Source organism: Bradyrhizobium oligotrophicum (assembly GCF_051168495.1).
Lineage (GTDB): Bacteria > Pseudomonadota > Alphaproteobacteria > Rhizobiales > Xanthobacteraceae > Bradyrhizobium > Bradyrhizobium oligotrophicum_A.
This window is the reverse complement of the sequence record NZ_JBNPVB010000018.1, coordinates 34,944-50,405: the sequence shown is the minus strand read 5'-3', so window position 1 is coordinate 50,405 and position 15,462 is coordinate 34,944. Positions and strand designations below refer to the sequence as shown.

The 15,462-nt window shown below is 64.7% G+C and carries 16 protein-coding genes; 6 read left to right on the top strand and 10 right to left on the bottom strand.

Annotated features, from left to right (window positions below; genetic code table 11):
- Nucleotides 1-15 precede the first annotated feature (15 nt).
- Both paaK and ACQR1B_RS27950 read left to right on the top strand, forming a co-directional pair.
- Nucleotides 16-1,344, top strand: coding sequence for a phenylacetate--CoA ligase PaaK (paaK, locus tag ACQR1B_RS27955; RefSeq protein ID WP_434835663.1), 1,329 nt, complete (start codon nt 16-18; stop codon nt 1,342-1,344).
- Nucleotides 1,345-1,559: 215 nt separating this feature from the next.
- Nucleotides 1,560-1,766 carry a GIY-YIG nuclease family protein gene (locus ACQR1B_RS27950; protein WP_434835664.1) on the top strand — a complete coding sequence of 69 codons (207 nt, stop codon included), beginning with the start codon at nt 1,560-1,562 and terminating at the stop codon, nt 1,764-1,766.
- Nucleotides 1,767-2,039: 273 nt separating this feature from the next.
- Here ACQR1B_RS27950 and paaE read toward each other — a convergent pair whose 3' ends face one another.
- The 8 genes from paaE to ACQR1B_RS27910 all read right to left on the bottom strand — a co-directional run bounded on the left by paaE (nt 2,040) and on the right by ACQR1B_RS27910 (nt 8,391).
- Complete coding sequence (gene paaE, locus ACQR1B_RS27945; protein ID WP_434835665.1) at nt 2,040-3,119, bottom strand: 1,2-phenylacetyl-CoA epoxidase subunit PaaE; 1,080 nt, start codon at nt 3,117-3,119, stop codon at nt 2,040-2,042.
- A 135-nt stretch (nt 3,120-3,254) separates the two neighbouring features.
- Nucleotides 3,255-3,758 (bottom strand): 1,2-phenylacetyl-CoA epoxidase subunit PaaD, encoded by a 504-nt coding sequence (paaD, locus tag ACQR1B_RS27940; protein ID WP_434835666.1) that lies wholly within the window; start codon nt 3,756-3,758, stop codon nt 3,255-3,257.
- Complete coding sequence (gene paaC, locus ACQR1B_RS27935; RefSeq protein ID WP_434835667.1) at nt 3,752-4,528, bottom strand: 1,2-phenylacetyl-CoA epoxidase subunit PaaC; 777 nt, start codon at nt 4,526-4,528, stop codon at nt 3,752-3,754. The genes paaD and paaC overlap by 7 nt, the downstream gene beginning before the upstream one ends.
- Nucleotides 4,529-4,668: 140 nt before the next feature.
- Nucleotides 4,669-4,956 carry a 1,2-phenylacetyl-CoA epoxidase subunit PaaB gene (gene paaB / locus ACQR1B_RS27930; RefSeq protein ID WP_434835668.1) on the bottom strand — a complete coding sequence of 96 codons (288 nt, stop codon included), beginning with the start codon at nt 4,954-4,956 and terminating at the stop codon, nt 4,669-4,671.
- 15 nt (nt 4,957-4,971) lie between these two features.
- Nucleotides 4,972-5,961: a 1,2-phenylacetyl-CoA epoxidase subunit PaaA gene (paaA, locus tag ACQR1B_RS27925; RefSeq protein ID WP_434835669.1), complete on the bottom strand. Its 990-nt coding sequence runs from the start codon at nt 5,959-5,961 to the stop codon at nt 4,972-4,974.
- 78 nt (nt 5,962-6,039) lie between these two features.
- Entirely contained in the window at nt 6,040-6,921 is an 882-nt protein-coding gene (paaX, locus tag ACQR1B_RS27920) for a phenylacetic acid degradation operon negative regulatory protein PaaX (protein ID WP_434835670.1), read from the bottom strand.
- 88 nt (nt 6,922-7,009) lie between these two features.
- Nucleotides 7,010-7,486, bottom strand: a complete 477-nt coding sequence (locus tag ACQR1B_RS27915) for a phasin (RefSeq protein WP_434835671.1) — start codon at nt 7,484-7,486, stop codon at nt 7,010-7,012.
- Nucleotides 7,487-7,674: 188 nt separating this feature from the next.
- On the bottom strand, nt 7,675-8,391 hold the full coding sequence (locus tag ACQR1B_RS27910; protein WP_434835672.1) for a hypothetical protein: 717 nt from the start codon (nt 8,389-8,391) through the stop codon (nt 7,675-7,677).
- Nucleotides 8,392-8,589: 198 nt separating this feature from the next.
- Here ACQR1B_RS27910 and ACQR1B_RS27905 point away from each other — a divergent pair, with 198 nt between their 5' ends.
- The gene (locus tag ACQR1B_RS27905; protein ID WP_434835673.1) at nt 8,590-9,510 is read left to right on the top strand and encodes an alpha/beta fold hydrolase; all 921 of its coding nucleotides are present in this window, start codon (nt 8,590-8,592) and stop codon (nt 9,508-9,510) included.
- A gap of 272 nt (nt 9,511-9,782) precedes the next feature.
- Here ACQR1B_RS27905 and ACQR1B_RS27900 read toward each other — a convergent pair whose 3' ends face one another.
- Both ACQR1B_RS27900 and ACQR1B_RS27895 read right to left on the bottom strand, forming a co-directional pair.
- Nucleotides 9,783-10,784 carry an alpha/beta fold hydrolase gene (locus ACQR1B_RS27900; RefSeq protein WP_434835674.1) on the bottom strand — a complete coding sequence of 334 codons (1,002 nt, stop codon included), beginning with the start codon at nt 10,782-10,784 and terminating at the stop codon, nt 9,783-9,785.
- A 135-nt stretch (nt 10,785-10,919) separates the two neighbouring features.
- Entirely contained in the window at nt 10,920-11,180 is a 261-nt protein-coding gene (locus tag ACQR1B_RS27895) for a DUF6489 family protein (RefSeq protein WP_434835675.1), read from the bottom strand.
- Between the two features lie 581 nt (nt 11,181-11,761).
- On the opposite strand from ACQR1B_RS27895, the gene ACQR1B_RS27890 reads away from it, so the two are divergent.
- From ACQR1B_RS27890 to ACQR1B_RS27880, 3 genes are all read left to right on the top strand, one after another.
- Nucleotides 11,762-13,357: an ABC transporter substrate-binding protein gene (locus tag ACQR1B_RS27890; protein WP_434835676.1), complete on the top strand. Its 1,596-nt coding sequence runs from the start codon at nt 11,762-11,764 to the stop codon at nt 13,355-13,357.
- A gap of 110 nt (nt 13,358-13,467) precedes the next feature.
- The gene (locus tag ACQR1B_RS27885; RefSeq protein ID WP_434835677.1) at nt 13,468-14,448 is read left to right on the top strand and encodes an ABC transporter permease; all 981 of its coding nucleotides are present in this window, start codon (nt 13,468-13,470) and stop codon (nt 14,446-14,448) included.
- A 2-nt stretch (nt 14,449-14,450) separates the two neighbouring features.
- A complete protein-coding gene (locus tag ACQR1B_RS27880) occupies nt 14,451-15,416 on the top strand; it encodes an ABC transporter permease (RefSeq protein ID WP_434835678.1) in 966 nt (321 codons plus the stop codon).
- Nucleotides 15,417-15,462: the final 46 nt, after the last annotated feature.

Here is a 15,462-nt window from a genome sequence, read left to right as displayed (position 1 = left end):
GGAGGACCTGACGCCATGACATCGAGCAAGCATCAATTGGCCGGCAGCTACGTCCCCGAGATGGACCAGACCGAGCGCGCTTCGCGCGACGAGATCATGGCGCTGCAGACGAAGCGGCTCGCCTGGTCGCTGACCCACGCCTATGACAACGTCGCCCATTACCGCCGCGCCTTCGACACGGCGGGCGTGCATCCTGCCGACTTCCGCGAGCTTGCCGATCTCGCCAAATTCCCGTTCACGGTAAAGACCGACCTGCGCGACAACTATCCATTCAACATGTTTGCCGTGCCGCGTGAGCAGCTTGTGCGCGTGCACGCCTCCTCAGGGACCACCGGCAAGCCGATCGTGGTCGGCTATACCAGGGCCGACATCGCGACCTGGTCGCACGTGATGGCGCGCTCGATCCGTGCCGCCGGCGGCCGCAGCGGCATGATCATCCACAATGCCTATGGCTATGGCCTGTTCACCGGCGGCCTCGGCGTGCACTACGGCGCCGAGGAGCTCGGCTGCACCGTGGTGCCGATCTCCGGCGGCATGACCGAGCGGCAGGTGCAGCTCATCAATGATTTCCGTCCCGACATCATCACGGTGACGCCGAGCTACATGCTGGCGATCCTCGATGAGTTCAAGCGCCAGGGCCTCGATCCCCGGCAGAGCTCGCTCAAGATCGGTATCTTCGGCGCCGAGCCCTGGACCAACGCGATGCGCGCCGAGATCGAGGACGCGTTCGCAATGGATGCGACCGACATCTACGGCCTGTCCGAGGTGATCGGCCCCGGTGTAGCGCAGGAATGCCTGGAGACCAAGGACGGGCTGCACATCTGGGAGGATCATTTCTATCCGGAGATCGTCGACCCCGACACCGGCCGGGTGCTGCCCGACGGCGAGATCGGCGAACTGGTGTTCACCTCGCTGACCAAGGAGGCGTTCCCCGTGATCCGCTACCGCACCCGCGACCTGACGCGGCTGCTGCCGGGCACGGCGCGGCCCGGCATGCGGCGGATGGAGAAGGTGACGGGCCGCTCCGACGACATGATCATCCTGCGCGGCGTCAATTTGTTCCCCTCGCAGATCGAGGAGATCCTGCTGACCACCGAATGGTGCGGCGGCCATTTCATGCTGGAGCTCACACGCGAAGGCCGCATGGACGAACTGACGATCTATGCGGAATCGCGCCCGGAACATTGGAACGAATCCGCCCTCGGCGAGCACGCCGAGCGCATCTCGATCCACATCAAGAACACCATCGGCGTGACGGCAAAGGTGAAGGCTGTCCCGCCCGACACGCTGGAGCGCTCGGCCGGCAAGGCCAAGCGGATCAAGGATCGGAGGCCGGCGGAATGATGCATCCTAGCTTTGCCATCTCACCCCTCTCCATGAACACGCCTCTCGGCGTGTTCATGGTCCGGTGTGCAGTGCCGCCGTCGGCTTTTGCCCCTCATGGTGAGGAGCGCCGCAGGCGCGTCTCGAACCATGAGGCCACAGTGCAGGCCTCGCCCTTCGAGACCCCCGCCTGCGGCGGGCTCCTCAGGGTGAGGGTCGACAGTACGAGAAGTCTGATGACCGAAGGAGCGTATCTCTACATCGTCCTCTGCGCCGACGGCCGCCTCTATATCGGAACGACCAGAACGTCGCTGGAACTACGGGTGGCCCAGCACAATGACGGGACCTTCGGTGGCTACACGCTGACCCGTCGTCCCGTCAAACTGGTCTACACGCAATGGTTCGAGCGGATCACGGACGCCATCGAAAGCGAACGCCGTTGAAAAAGTGGAGCCGCGCCAAGAAAGACGCGCTTATACGCGGCGATCTCGATGGCCTACGGGCTCTCTCGGCACGGAGAACGACTTTCAAGTGAAAACCTTCGCCGCGTCCAAACGGAGTTCAAAGCCACAAGTCCGAGCAACGCCCCATCTCCTCATGGTGAGGAGCGCCGCACGGCCCGTCTCGAATCATGAGGCCACAGCACGGGCCTCGCCCTTCGAGACGCCCGCCTGCGGCGGGCTCCTCAGGGTGAGGGTCGAGAGCGGAGCGTGCCCTCACATATGATCGTAATCCACCACCACCCGCTCCGTCACCGGCCTCGCCTGGCACGTCAGCACGAAGCCGGCCTGCAGCTCCCAGAGCTCGAGCGAGTAGTTCAGCTCCATCTCGGCCTTGCCCTCGACCAGCTTGGCGCGGCAGGTGGAGCACATGCCGCCCTTGCAGGCGAAGGGCAGGTCGACGCCGGCGCGCAGCGCGGCGTCGAGGATGGCCTCGCCGTCGGCGACCGGGACCTCGCGGCGCTTGCCGTCGATGATCAGGGCGGCGATGGCTTTTGGCTGAGCCGAATCCGGAATGACCATCTTCGGCCGCGGCTTGCCGCCGGCGCCGGAGACGAAGCGCTCGATATGGACGCGGTCGTCGGCGATGCCCAGCGCGTGGCAGGCGGCCTCGATATCCTCGCTCATTCCTGTGGGACCGCAGATGAAGACGTGATCGACGCGCTCGGCCGGCACCAGCGAGCGCAGCAGCAGGCGCACCTTCTCGCCGTCGAGGCGGCCGTGCAGGATCGGCAAATCCTGGTCCTCGCCGGAGATGACGTGGAACACCGAGAAGCGATCGAGGAAGCGATCCTTCAGCTCCTCGAGCTGCTCGCGGAACAGCATGCCGGCGGTGGTGCGGTTGCCGTAGAACAGGAAGAAGCGGCTATTGGGCTCGCGCGCCAGCACGGCTTTCACGATCGACAGGATCGGCGTGATGCCTGAGCCGGCGGCGAAGCCGACATGGGTGCGCGCGGCCTCCGGCTGCAGCGCCACGCCGAAACGCCCGGTCGGCGTCATCACGTCGATCTCGTCGCCGCGCTTCAGCTCGTCAGTGACGAAGCTGGAGAACGCGCCGCCGTCGACGCGCTTCACGGCGATGCGGATCTCGTTTTCATCGGGGCCGGAGCAGATCGAATACGACCGACGCACCTCTTCACCGCCGAGCGTGGTCTTGAGCGTGAGGTATTGTCCGGGCGCGAACTGATAGTCCGCGACCAGTTCGTCAGGGACCGCAAAAGTCAGCGACACCGCATCAGGCGCTTCGCGGCGAAGGTCACGAACGGCAAGGCGGTGAAAGCGTGGCGTTGTCGACATCGGTTCTATCCCCGCGTCATTGCGAGCGCAGCGAAGCAATCCAGGGCTGCGCACTCGACTCTGGATTGCTTCCGCCTACGTCCATTGGGCTTCGGCGGACACGTCGCTGCGCTCGCAATGACGGATGTGGCGGCATCAGTGGCACTTGAAATAATCGAACGGCTCGCGGCAGGATTTGCAGCGCCACAGCGCCTTGCACGAGGTCGAGCCGAATTCGGCGAGTTGCTCGGTGTCATCAGAGCCGCATTGCGGGCACGCCACCTCGGCGACGCCGAACAGCGCGCGGCGGCCGCTCGAAGCCTGCGGCGGCGCGATGCCGTAGTCGCGCAGCTTGCGCCGGCCCTCCTCGCTCATCCAGTCCGTGGTCCAGGCCGGCGACAGCACGGTGCGGACGTGAGCCGCGCGAAACCCGGCGCGCTCCAGTGCGAGCTCGATCTCCAGCGCGATTATGTTCATCGCCGGACAGCCCGAATAGGTCGGCGTGATCGCGACCTCCACGCGCTCGCCAACCACTTCGACCTCGCGCAGCACGCCGAGATCGTCAATGGTCAACACCGGAATTTCCGGATCCGCCACCGACGCCGCCGCCTCCCAGGCGCGCCGGCGCAGGTCGGCCGGACTGAGGTCCGCGACTACCACGTCGCACCGGGAAAGCTGCGCTGCATATGTTGCAGTTCGCTGAGCAGATGGCCGAGATGCTCGCTGTGGCGGCCGTCGCGGCCACCCTGCTGCATCCACTCGTTCTCCGGCAAGACCAGTGTCGCCTCGCGCGCGACGTGCGAGACGATCGACAGCCATTCCGGCAGCAGCATCGTCGGGTCGATCGCAATGCCGGCATCGATCAGGACACGCTCGGCATCATCGACGCCAAACATCTCGCCGGTATAGGCCCAGAGATCGTCGACCGCCCCTTGCGCGCGGCCGTGGCTCTCGTCGGTACCGTCGCCGAGCCGGATGACCCATTCGCTGGCGTGGCGCAGATGATAGGCGAATTCCTTCTCCGACTTGGCCGCGATCGCCGCCAATGTCGCATCGCTCGAACCCATCATGCCGCGCCAATAGAGATCGGCGAACGCTGCATAGAACAGCTGCCGCACCATCGTCTGCGCGAAGTCGCCATTGGGACGCTCGACCAGCAGCAGGTTGCGGTATTGCCTGACGTCGCGGAGATAAGCGAGATTGTCCTCGTCATTGTCACGGCCCTCGACCTTGGCGGCATAGCCATAGAGCTCGCGGGCCTGGCCGATCAGATCGAGCGCCATGTTGGACAGCGCCATGTCCTCTTCGAGCATCGGGGCGTGACCGCACCATTCGGAGAGACGATGGCCGAGGATCAGCGCATCATCGGCCCGGCGCAGCGTGTAGAGCACCAGCGGTGTTTCGGAGACGGTGATCGAGGGGGCGGTCATAGTTGATTGCCTTTGCAGCCGCGCATTCCGCCTCATCCTGAGGAGCCCGCCGCGGGCGGGCGTCTCGAAGGATGGGCTACACACTCCGGCCTCATGGTTCGAGACGGCGCTACGCGCCTCCTCACCATGAGGAGCTTCAACTACATATGCCCGACGTCCTCGGGCACTTCGTAGAATGTCGGGTGGCGATAGATCTTGGACTCCGCCGGCTCGAACATCATGCCCTTGTCGGCGGGATCCGACGCGGTGATGGCGCTCGACGGCACCACCCAGATCGACAGGCCTTCGCCGCGACGGGTGTAGAGGTCGCGCGCGGCCTGCAGCGCCATGGTGGCGTCGGGCGCGTGCAACGAGCCGCAATGCTTGTGCGCGAGGCCGTTGCGGCTGCGGATGAACACTTCCCACAACGGCGTGTTCGGCGTCGCCATCTTGCTCTCTCCCTGCTATTCGGCGGCTTGCGCCATCTGGCGCCGCGCGCGCTTATCGGCATAGGCGACCGCGGCGTCGCGCACCCAGGCGCCGTCGGCATGCGCCTTGCGTCGCGCGGCCAGCCGATCGCGATTGCACGGGCCGTTGCCGGCCAGCACCTGCTTGAACTCGTTCCAATCGATCGGGCCGTGCCGCCAGTGGCCCTGCTCGTCCTGCTTCATCTCTGGATCAGGAATGGTGAGGCCGAGATACTGCGCCTGCGGCACGGTGGCATCGATGAACTTCTGGCGCAGCTCGTCGTTCGAGAAGCGCTTGATCTTCCATTTGGTGGAGGTGTCGCTGTGCTGGCTGGCCTGATCCGGCGGACCGAACATCATCAGCACCGGCCACCACCAGCGGTTCAGCGCATCCTGCGCCATCGCCTTCTGCTCGGGCGTGCCGCGGCACAGCGTGAGCATGATCTCGTAGCCCTGGCGCTGATGAAACGACTCTTCCTTGCAGACGCGGATCATCGCGCGCGCATAGGGACCGTAGGAGCAGCGGCACAGCGGGATCTGATTCATGATCGCGGCGCCGTCGACCAGCCAGCCGATCACGCCGATATCCGCCCAGGTCAGGGTCGGGTAGTTGAAGATCGAGGAGTACTTGGCCTTGCCGGCCAGCATCGCGTCGACCAGCTCCTCGCGCGAGGCGCCGAGCGTCTCGGCGGCGGCGTAGAGATACAGCCCATGACCGCATTCGTCCTGGACCTTGGCGAGCAGCGCGGCCTTGCGGCGCAGGCTCGGCGCACGCGTGATCCAGTTGCCCTCGGGCAGCATGCCGACGATTTCGGAATGGGCGTGTTGGGAGATCTGCCGGACCAGCGTCTTGCGATAGGCCGCGGGCATCCAGTCGTTCGGCTCGATGCGCTCCTCGGCGTCGATGCGGGCCTGAAAGCGCGAGGCGCGCCCGGCGTCCTCGGCGAGGCTGCCCTCCTCGGGCGAATTAAGCGCCTGCGTATACATGCGGCGGCGTCCTCCCAGGACTTGGTTGCAGCCAATATATAACAAGATTCAACAGATGCAATCGATTCTTGTAATATATCAGAGCGTGTCATCCTCGTCGGCGAAACGCCGAGACAGGGCCGCATCCGCCGCGGGCAACGGTCCGTCCTCATTGGTCGCGTGGGCATCGAGCCAGCGCTCCGCGCCCGGCAGCAGCAGCCGGTAGATCTGGCCGCACAGGGTACGCGCCTGCCGGCCCGGCCAGTCCCTGGGCAGCAGCTCGGCCGGCAACAGCGGATCGCGCAGCACGATACGGCGGTAGTGATGGATCAGCAGGATCCGGGCGGTGAAGGCCTGGCCGTCGGATAGCGCCTCGCCGCGCGCGATGCTGCCCTTCAGCGGCGCGAACGAGGCGCTGAATCTGCGGTAGGCGTCCGCCGTCCGCTCCAGCGCCCAGCTCTCCGCCACCAGCCGCCGCGCCATGTCGGAGCCCGCGGAGGCCTGCAGCCGGATCGCCCCTTCGACGGCATCCGGCACGACAATGCTGGTGGGCGCCACGAACACGCCGGCCAGCGGGCTGCCGAAGCCGGCGTCGCGCAGCGCGGTCCGGGCCTGCTCACGGTCATCGGCGCTGCCGATCAGCAGCAGCTCGAAGCTGCCGTTCCATTCGGCCGGCGGCGAATCGTAAATGTGGCGGGTTGCGCCGGCGAAGGTCTGCTCGCCGCGCCTCGTCAGCCGATAGAAGCTGTTGCGGCCGCTCTTGGTGCGTTCGAACCAGCCTTCCGCCGTCAGCCGCGACATCGCCGTGCGCACCACGCTGCCGTCGATCGCAAGCCCCTCGAAGAAGGCGAGCAAGCTGCCGAGCCAGACGCTGCCGCCGCGCGGCACGATGGCATCGCCGAACACGGTGATGATCAGCGAGCCGGTCCGCGACGGTTCGCTCTTGAGCTGATTGACGATGCGGGACAGCGGCTGCGGCATGCCTCCGCTTTATCCGGTTTCGCCTGATCACAAAAGAAAAGGCCCGCGCAAGCGGGCCTTCAGAACGATCGACTGATGCGTCAAGCGATCAGGCGGTCTTGTTGTAGGCCTTGGCCATGTTCTCCTGGGCGACCTTGGCGCCCTCGGTGACGAGCTTGCCGACATATTCGCTGGTCGACTTCGCACGTGCGACGAGCGCCTCGCCACGGGCACGGGCCAGCTCACCCTGAATCTGAACCGCTTCGCTGATCGACTTGGCCGATGCGAGCTTGTCGAGGCCGTCGAAGAACGCCTCGGTGTCCTGATACAGCGCCTGCTGGATGTTGCGGCTGATCTTGCCGGCCTCGGTCACGCCGTCGAACACGGCGGTCTCGATCGCCGAGGTCACCTTCTCGGAGCCCGCCAGGGCCTCCGCAGCGCGCTCCTTGGCCGTCGACGCGGTCTTCTTGACGAACTCCCGCGCGGACTCCGGAACTTCCATGGTCTGCAGGTTCTTGAACGCGTCGGTCATCGGCGCGAAGGCATCCTTGACAGTCTCGAACACGTTGTTGGTCTCGGTGGTCATGGTCGTCTCCATCCTCAATGCGTCTGAGCTATGGGCTCACTCCGTTTCTTATGAAACCGGAGTGACTCAGCTATATCAGCTCGAATGATGCGTCGCAACAAAAATGTTGCAGTGCACCATTATGGGAGGATGGAGGGAAGCAACGGCCACCGCCGAACCGCTCGGCCGCATATCCGGAAGGCCGGACTTCAATGCTCGGCGGCGGTGCCGCCGTGCTTCTTGTTGCGGTTCTTTCCCGGCCGGACCGGCTCTGCCGCCTTTGGAGCCGCGTCGTCGGCTTTGGGCTCGACTTCGGCCGGTTGCACCGGCTTCATCAACGCGTCGAGCAGAGCCCGGATCTCGCGCAACTCGTCCTTGATCGCCACGGTCGGAGCCGGATCGGGCACAATGTTCTGCATCTGGTCGAGCAACGCTTTGATCTCGCTCAACTGCGGCGTGACGTCGACGGCGGGTTTTGCCGCCGGCTGCGGCGCCTTGACTGCGGCGAGAAGCTCGTTGAGCAGATCCTTGATCCCCTTCAAGTCCGGCGTGAGGTCGACCGGAGGCGCCGCCGGCTGGGGCTTGGGTGCGGCGAGAAGCCGGTCGAGCAAGCCCTTGATCTCGTTCAACTCGGGAGCCAGATCGGCGGGCGGCTGCGGCACCGGCTGTGGCACCTGTGTGGTGGCCAGCAGTTCCTTCAGCAGCGCCCGCGTCACCGCCAGCTCGCCCTCGATCGAGGCGAGCCGCTCATTCAAGGCGGTGAGTTGACCACGACTCGGCACGTTCATGCCGGCGAAGTAGTTCTCCATCAAATCGGCCATGGGCTTGTGTCCGTTTCCTGAACCAGTTGCGGGATCATCGGAGGATGGACCCGGCGTCACGCCCATCGGGCGCAGCCGCGTGAAGGCGCTGAAGGTCTTCTGCATCTCACCGACCATCTGTTGCCAGAGTGCGATCGGATCGCCGGATTTGTTCACCATCGGCACGCTCCTTCAGACCAACGAGACTCAAACACAACCTCTCATAGCACGTCTTCGTTGCGATGCGGGAGACCTTGTAGTCTGCTTCTCTCAAGCAACAGAACCGTGGCATAGAGGGTTCCTAATGCTTGAAAGAGGGATCACGTGACTGCAACCGTCCATCAGCCGCCGCAGATGGTGCGCGCCAACGGTATCGACATCTGCTACGAAATCTTCGGAGAGCCGTCGGCGCCTCCGCTTCTGCTGATCATGGGCCTGGGCGCACAGATGATCATCTGGGACGACGAGTTCTGCGAACAGCTTGCAAGCCGCGGCTTCCGCGTCATCCGTTTCGACAATCGCGACATCGGCCAGTCGAGCAAGCTGCATGGCGGGCGCCGGCTGACGCCGTTCGAACTGATCAAGCTGCGGTTCTTCAACATCCCGGTGTCGGCGCCCTACAAGCTGCTCGACATGGCCAAGGACACGGTCGGCCTGATGGAGGCGCTCGACATCAAGTCGGCGCATCTGGTCGGCGCCTCGATGGGCGGCATGATCGCGCAGGAGATCGCGCTCTCCTTTCCGCATCACGTGCGCTCGTTGACCTCGATCATGTCGACGACAGGCAATCCGCGCATTCCGCCGCCGACCCGCGAGGTCGCGATGCTGCTGATGGCGCCGCCGCCGAAGACGAAAGACGAGTACATCAGGCGCTTCCAGAAAACCTGGCGCGCGCTGCGCGTCGGCTCCTTCCCCGAGGACGAGGCGCGCGATGTCGCACTCGCCGAACGCTGCTTTGCGCGCGGCCTCAACCCGGCCGGCGTCGGCCGCCAGTTGCGGGCGATCCTGGCCTCCGGCAGCCGCAAGCCGCGGCTGCATGCGGTCAAGGCCCCCACCCTGGTGATCCACGGCACCGTCGATCCGCTGGTCCATCACACCGCCGGCAAGGACACCGCGGCGTCGATCCCCAATGCCAAGCTCTTGATGATCGAGCGCATGGGCCACGCCATCACGATCCCGATGTGGCCGCAGATCATCACGGCGATCGCCGAGCATGCGCACGGCGCGAATGCGCAGGCAGCTTAGACCTTCGCGCTCGTAGCCCGCGGGGCCGCCCAAATCGAGCTGTTGTCCCGGCGAACGCCGGGACCCATACCGCGTGATGTCCGAAATGGGCAGGCGGCACGTTCCGCGCGCCTGATTGCGTTCGGTGGTTATGGATCCCGGATCGGCGCCCGCCGACGCGTTGCGTCGGCAGGCTTGTCCGGGATGACACCTGATGATTGCCGCCGCCGCAGCCTCTCCGGAAGGCATACGATCTGCCTTCCTGTTCTTTCACTGAACCACCACAGCGAGCTTCAGCCGAACCGCCGTCTTCGCCATTCGATCAGCTTGGCGCTGACTTCCTCCGGCTGCTCCTGCTGGGTCCAATGGCCGCTGTCGCGGACGAGATATTTCTCGAGGTCCGGGACCAGCTTCTCCATGCCGTCGGCGGCGGAGGGCGGCAGCACGGCATCGTTTGCCGCCATGATCATCAGCGACGGCACGCGCACGGTGTGGTCGAGATGTTCCGAACGCTGCCAGTTGCGCGTCATGTTGCGGTACCAGTTGATGCCGCCCGTGAAGCCGGTGCGCGTGAAGGTCTCGACGAACACCTGCTTCTCGTCGTCCGATAAGATCCGCTGCCGTGCATCCTTGGCGGAATCATAGGCCGCGATCATCTGCGGGAAAGCAAGGTTCAGCGACGCCGAGGCCGCAATGCCTCCCACAGGCGGCTCCGGGGGCGCAGCATCCGTTCGCGGCAGTGGCTTGCGCATGAAGGCGTCGAAAGTCTGCGCGACGCGGCTGCCGAAGATGCGATCCGGCTCGCGTCCGGGGTCCTGGAACTGGACGATGTACATCATGTCGCCGAAGCGTTTGCGCATGATCGCAATCGGATCGGCGGGCGCGCGCGGCAGATGCGGCGTGTTGATGCCGACCACGCCGGCGACGCGGTCGGGATAGCGCAGCGGCATTTGCCAGACGACGAAGCCGCCCCAATCGTGGCCGACGAAGATCGCCTTGTCGATGTCGAGATGATCGAGCAGGCCGACGAGATCGGCCGTCAGATGTTCGAGATCGTAGGCCTCGACCGGCTCGGGCCGGTCTGTCGCACCATAGCCGCGCTGGTCGGGCGCGATGACGCGGATGCCCGCATCAGCCAGCGCCCGGATCTGGTGCCGCCAGGAAAAGGCCAGCTCCGGCCAGCCGTGACAGAGGATCATGGGCGGCCGGTCGGTCGCGGGACCGGCCTCGTAGTAGCCCATGCGGATTCCATTGGTGACCGCATATTGCAGCGGCGGCATGTGCGTCGCGCTCATTCGTCCTCCCGGCCGCAGGCTCTCCGGCCTGCTGGCGATCCATGCCGCCTATCGTGCAGATGGCTCCCATTGCGGCAAGAACCATCTGAGCAGATCAGCCAAAAGCTGCAACGCCTACGACATCAGACGCGCAAATCAGGCCGACTTCTTGTCGTTCGAGCGGCTGCCGCCGAGGCCGGTCATGGTCAGCATCAGGTCCTGGAACCGCTCGGCCAGGCGGGGATCGAAGGTGAACCAGCTCTGCATGATCGCTTCAGGGGTCAGCTTGTCGATGTTGCTCGTCATCTGATGCTGCAGCCTGTCCATCACGGCGGACTGCATCGGACCCACGTCGGGAAGTCCGAAGAACTGCCGGGCTTCGAGCGGTGTACAATCGATCTCGATATTGACTTTCATCTCCGCTCCGCGCTGCTTGAACCGTCCCACGCTGCTCCCAGCACAGCCCCGTGACGACGGGACTCGCATCCCAGGACCGAGGGCAGTATCACCGCGCCGCCCCCTCTCTAGCAAGCGGCGCGTTGCTGCAGGTGCGCAATTCCCGGGACATGGTCAATCGGCCCCCGCGGGACCCGAATGCGACCTCCGAGCCGCCTGCGTGCGCCGCACATCGCCGGCTGCGGGATAACCATATCATTTAGGCTTAAACAAACTGCCCTTGTGTGCGGCCGCTGAACTCTGGCAACATCATTCGGATCGATGTGCCGCAGGTCTTACGGCGCATCGTCAGGCCGACCTCGGGACCAACTCATTCCGGCGCGGCATCAGACTTGCAAGCCTATCGCCCGGCGTCCTGTTGCTTCTCGAAGTTCGTGCAAGAGGCGCTGCAGACATCACGAACTTCGAGCCAAGACTTCGAGCCAAGACTTCGAGCCAAGGCTTCGAGCCAAGGCGGGCCGGATGCGATCCGCGTCTGCCAGGACAAGCTGCCAACAGAACCTGCCAAGAAAACAAGCGTCAAACGCGGAGAATTTGAACATATGTCGGGACGCAAATCCCTGCTCATCGCGGCGGCGGTCGCATTCGGCCTCGCCGTCCTGCCGGCCTCGGCGCAAACCCTGCGCTACGCCAACCAGGGCACCCTGAAGTCGCTCGATCCCTACACCTTCAAGGAATCGACCACGATCGCGCACCACGCCCACCTCTACGAGGGGCTGACCGCGCGCGACAAGGATCTGAAGATCATCCCCGCTTTGGCCGAGAGCTGGGAGACACCGGAGCCGACCCGCTGGCGCTTTCACCTGCGCAAGGGTGTCAAGTTCCACAATGGCGAACCCTTCACCGCCGACGACGTGATCTTCTCCGCCGACCGCGTTCGCGCCACCGGCTCCAACTTCCTGTCCAACGTTCCGCCGGACGCGAAGTTCGTCAAGGTCGACGACTACACGGTCGACGTGAAGCTCGATGCCCCCAATCCCATCCTGATCTCGCAGTGGGACACGTGGTACATCATGAGCAAGAAGTGGTGCGAGGACAACAACTCGGTCGCGCCGACGCCGGTCTCGGCAACCACGCCGAGCTACGCCGCGCTGCATGAGAACGGCACCGGCCCCTTCATCATCGAGAGCCATCAGCCCGGTGTGAAGACGGTGTTCAAGCCGTTCGCAGGCTGGTGGAAGAAGCCCGAGCACAATCTCAAGGAGATCGTGTTCACCACCATCTCCTCCGACGCCACGCGCGTCGCGGCCCTGCTGTCCGGCGAGGTCGACATCATCGAGCCGGTCCCGGTGCAGGACATCGGCCGCGTCGATTCCAGCCCGAACGCGCAGGTCCTGAAGGGACCCGAGCTGCGCACGATCTTCCTCGGCATGGACGAGACCCGCGACGAGCTGCTCTACTCGAACGTCAAGGGCAAGAACCCGTTCAAGGACATCCGCGTCCGCGAAGCGTTCTACAAGGCCATCGACGTCGAGCTGATCAAGACCCGTGTCATGCGCGGCCTGTCGACGCCGTCGGCGCTGATGATCGCGCCGGAGCTGTTCTCGCTCTCGAAGGAGTTCACGCGGCCGAAATACGATCCGGACGCCGCCAAGAAGCTCTTGACCGAGGCCGGCTATCCCGACGGCTTCGAGGTCACGATGGACTGCCCGAACGACCGCTACGTCAACGACGCCGCGATCTGCCAGGCCGTCGTCGGAATGCTCGCCCGCATCGGCGTCAAGGTGAACCTGAATGCGCAGCCCAAGGCGCAATACTTCGCCAAGGTGCTGAAGCCGGGTGGCTACAACACGTCGTTCTTCCTGCTCGGCTGGACGCCGTCGTCGATGGACTCGCACAACGTGATGCATGACATCATGGGCTGCCGTGACGACGCCAAGGACCCGACGCGGGGCGAGGCCAATCTCGGCAACTACTGCAACAAGGAGTTCGACGCCCTGACCGACAAGGTCCTGGTCGAGACCGACACGGCCAAGCGCGACCAGCTGATCAAGCAGGCGTTCGAGATCGGCATCAAGGACTATGGCTACATCCCGCTGCATCAGCAGGCCGTGGCCTGGGGCGTATCGAAAAAGGTGAAGATTCCGCTGCGCGCCGATAACGAGGTGATGCTGTTCCTGGCCACCAAGACCGAATAGTCCGCGCCGCGGACCAAGAGTCCCGGAAAGCAGAACTGCTTTTCGGGACTTTTCATTTCCCACGGCAGGTGCTACCCGCCGCCGCGTCTTGCAAGTCCTGAAAGGGTCAGATGCTCGCCTTCACGCTTCGCCGAGCGATCCAGGCCATCGGCGTCATGATCGCCGTCGGAATCATCGCGTTCGCCATGTTCCGCTTCGCCGGCGATCCGGTGAGCCAGATCGTGCCGATCGACGCGTCGGCAGCAGAGCGCGCCAGCATCCGGCAATCCCTCGGCCTCGACGATCCCTTCATCGTGCAGTTCGGCCGCTATCTTTTCGACGCGGCGCAGTTCAAGTTCGGCGTCTCCTATCAGTTCCGCCAACCCGTCTCGGATCTCCTCAAGGAGCGTATGCCCGCGACCCTGGAGCTCGCGATCTGCGCGACCATCCTGTCGCTGGTCTTCGGCATCCTGATGGGCGTGTTCTCGGCGTTGCGCCGGGATTCGCTGATGGCGAAGCTGTTCCAGATGGTGTCGCTGATCGGCATTTCCTTACCGACCTTCCTGATCGGCATCCTGCTGATCTATCTGTTCTCGGTCACGCTGGGCTGGCTGCCGTCGTTCGGCCGCGGCGACACCGTCAGGCTCGGCTGGTGGACGTCGGGCCTGTTCACCGTCTCCGGCTGGAAGGCGCTGATCATGCCCTCGATCACGCTCGGCCTGTTCCAGATGACCTTGATCATGCGGCTGGTCCGCGCCGAGATGCTGGAGGTGCTGCGCACCGACTACATCCGCTTCGCCCGCGCCCGCGGCCTCACCACCCGCGCCATCCATTTCGGCCACGCGCTGCGCAACACGCTGGTTCCCGTCATCACCGTGGTTGGGCTGCAGTTCGGCTCGGTGATCGCGTTCTCGATCATCACCGAGCAGGTGTTCCAATGGCCGGGCATGGGCCTCTTGTTCGTGCAGGCGGTGCAGAATGTCGACATCCCGATCATGGCGGCCTACCTCATCATGGTCTCGCTGATCTTCGTCACCATCAATCTCGTGGTTGATATCCTCTACACCGTGGTCGATCCGCGCCTGCGCGCGACCATCAGCCGACCGGCCTGACCATGAGCGACGCAGCCCTTCCCCACCCCACGCCGGTCGAGGCGCCGCGCGCCGCCGATGGCTGGCTCAAGCGTGCGCTCGCGAGCGACCTGTTCTACTCGTTCCGCCGTTCCAAGCTGACCGTGATCGCAGCCGTGGTCACGCTGGTGTTCTTCCTGCTCGCGATCTTCGCGCCGCTGCTGTCGCCGCAGAACCCGTTCGATCCCGCGCAATTGCAGCTGTTGAACTCGCGCATCGCGCCGCTGTGGACCGCCGACGGCCAGAGCCCGTTCCTGCTCGGCACCGACGAACAGGGCCGCGACGTGCTCTCGGCGATCCTTTACGGCCTGCGGATCTCGCTGCTCGTCGGCATTCTCGGCGTCGTCTTCTCCGGCGCGCTCGGGATCGCGCTCGGCCTGATCGCCGGCTATTTCGGCGGCCGCGTCGACACCGTGATCATGCGCATCGCCGACGTGCAGCTCACCTTCCCGCCGATCCTGATTGCGCTGCTGGTCAACGGCATCGCCAAATCGGTCTCGGGCAATCATCTGGAATGGCTGAGCATGCTGGGCGTGCTGGTGCTGGCGATCGGCCTCTCGTTCTGGGTGCAATATGCGCGCACGGTGCGCAGCTCCGTCATGGTCGAGAAGAACAAGGACTATGTCGCCGCAGCCCAGCTGATCGGCCTGCCTGCGCCCGTCATCATGCTGCGCCACGTGCTGCCGAACACGACCGGCCCGGTGCTGGTCATCGCGACCATCAATCTCGCGCTTGCGATCATCACCGAGGCGACCCTGTCGTTCCTCGGCTCCGGCATGCCGGAGACGATGCCATCGCTCGGGACCCTGATCCGGATCGGCAACAACTATCTGTTCGCCGGCGAATGGTGGATCGTCGCCTTCCCAGGCATCGCGCTGGCCGGACTGATCCTGTCGATCAATCTGCTCGGCGACTGGCTGCGGGACGCGCTCAATCCGAAACTGCGATGACACCGTTCATGCGTATGAAGGCTTTGACCTTGAAGGCTTGGACCTC

Coding starts and splice junctions, on each gene's coding strand:
- paaE (WP_434835665.1), bottom strand. CDS start 3,119: ATGTCGACAACGCCACGCTTTCACCGCCTTGCCGTTCGTGACCTTCGC.
- ACQR1B_RS27915 (WP_434835671.1), bottom strand. CDS start 7,486: ATGACCACCGAGACCAACAACGTGTTCGAGACTGTCAAGGATGCCTTC.
- paaA (WP_434835669.1), bottom strand. CDS start 5,961: ATGTATACGCAGGCGCTTAATTCGCCCGAGGAGGGCAGCCTCGCCGAG.
- ACQR1B_RS27895 (WP_434835675.1), bottom strand. CDS start 11,180: ATGAAAGTCAATATCGAGATCGATTGTACACCGCTCGAAGCCCGGCAG.
- ACQR1B_RS27950 (WP_434835664.1), top strand. CDS start 1,560: ATGACCGAAGGAGCGTATCTCTACATCGTCCTCTGCGCCGACGGCCGC.
- paaC (WP_434835667.1), bottom strand. CDS start 4,528: ATGACCGCCCCCTCGATCACCGTCTCCGAAACACCGCTGGTGCTCTAC.
- ACQR1B_RS27910 (WP_434835672.1), bottom strand. CDS start 8,391: ATGCAGAAGACCTTCAGCGCCTTCACGCGGCTGCGCCCGATGGGCGTG.
- ACQR1B_RS27900 (WP_434835674.1), bottom strand. CDS start 10,784: ATGAGCGCGACGCACATGCCGCCGCTGCAATATGCGGTCACCAATGGA.
- ACQR1B_RS27880 (WP_434835678.1), top strand. CDS start 14,451: ATGAGCGACGCAGCCCTTCCCCACCCCACGCCGGTCGAGGCGCCGCGC.
- paaB (WP_434835668.1), bottom strand. CDS start 4,956: ATGGCGACGCCGAACACGCCGTTGTGGGAAGTGTTCATCCGCAGCCGC.
- paaX (WP_434835670.1), bottom strand. CDS start 6,921: ATGCCGCAGCCGCTGTCCCGCATCGTCAATCAGCTCAAGAGCGAACCG.
- paaK (WP_434835663.1), top strand. CDS start 16: ATGACATCGAGCAAGCATCAATTGGCCGGCAGCTACGTCCCCGAGATG.
- ACQR1B_RS27885 (WP_434835677.1), top strand. CDS start 13,468: ATGCTCGCCTTCACGCTTCGCCGAGCGATCCAGGCCATCGGCGTCATG.
- ACQR1B_RS27890 (WP_434835676.1), top strand. CDS start 11,762: ATGTCGGGACGCAAATCCCTGCTCATCGCGGCGGCGGTCGCATTCGGC.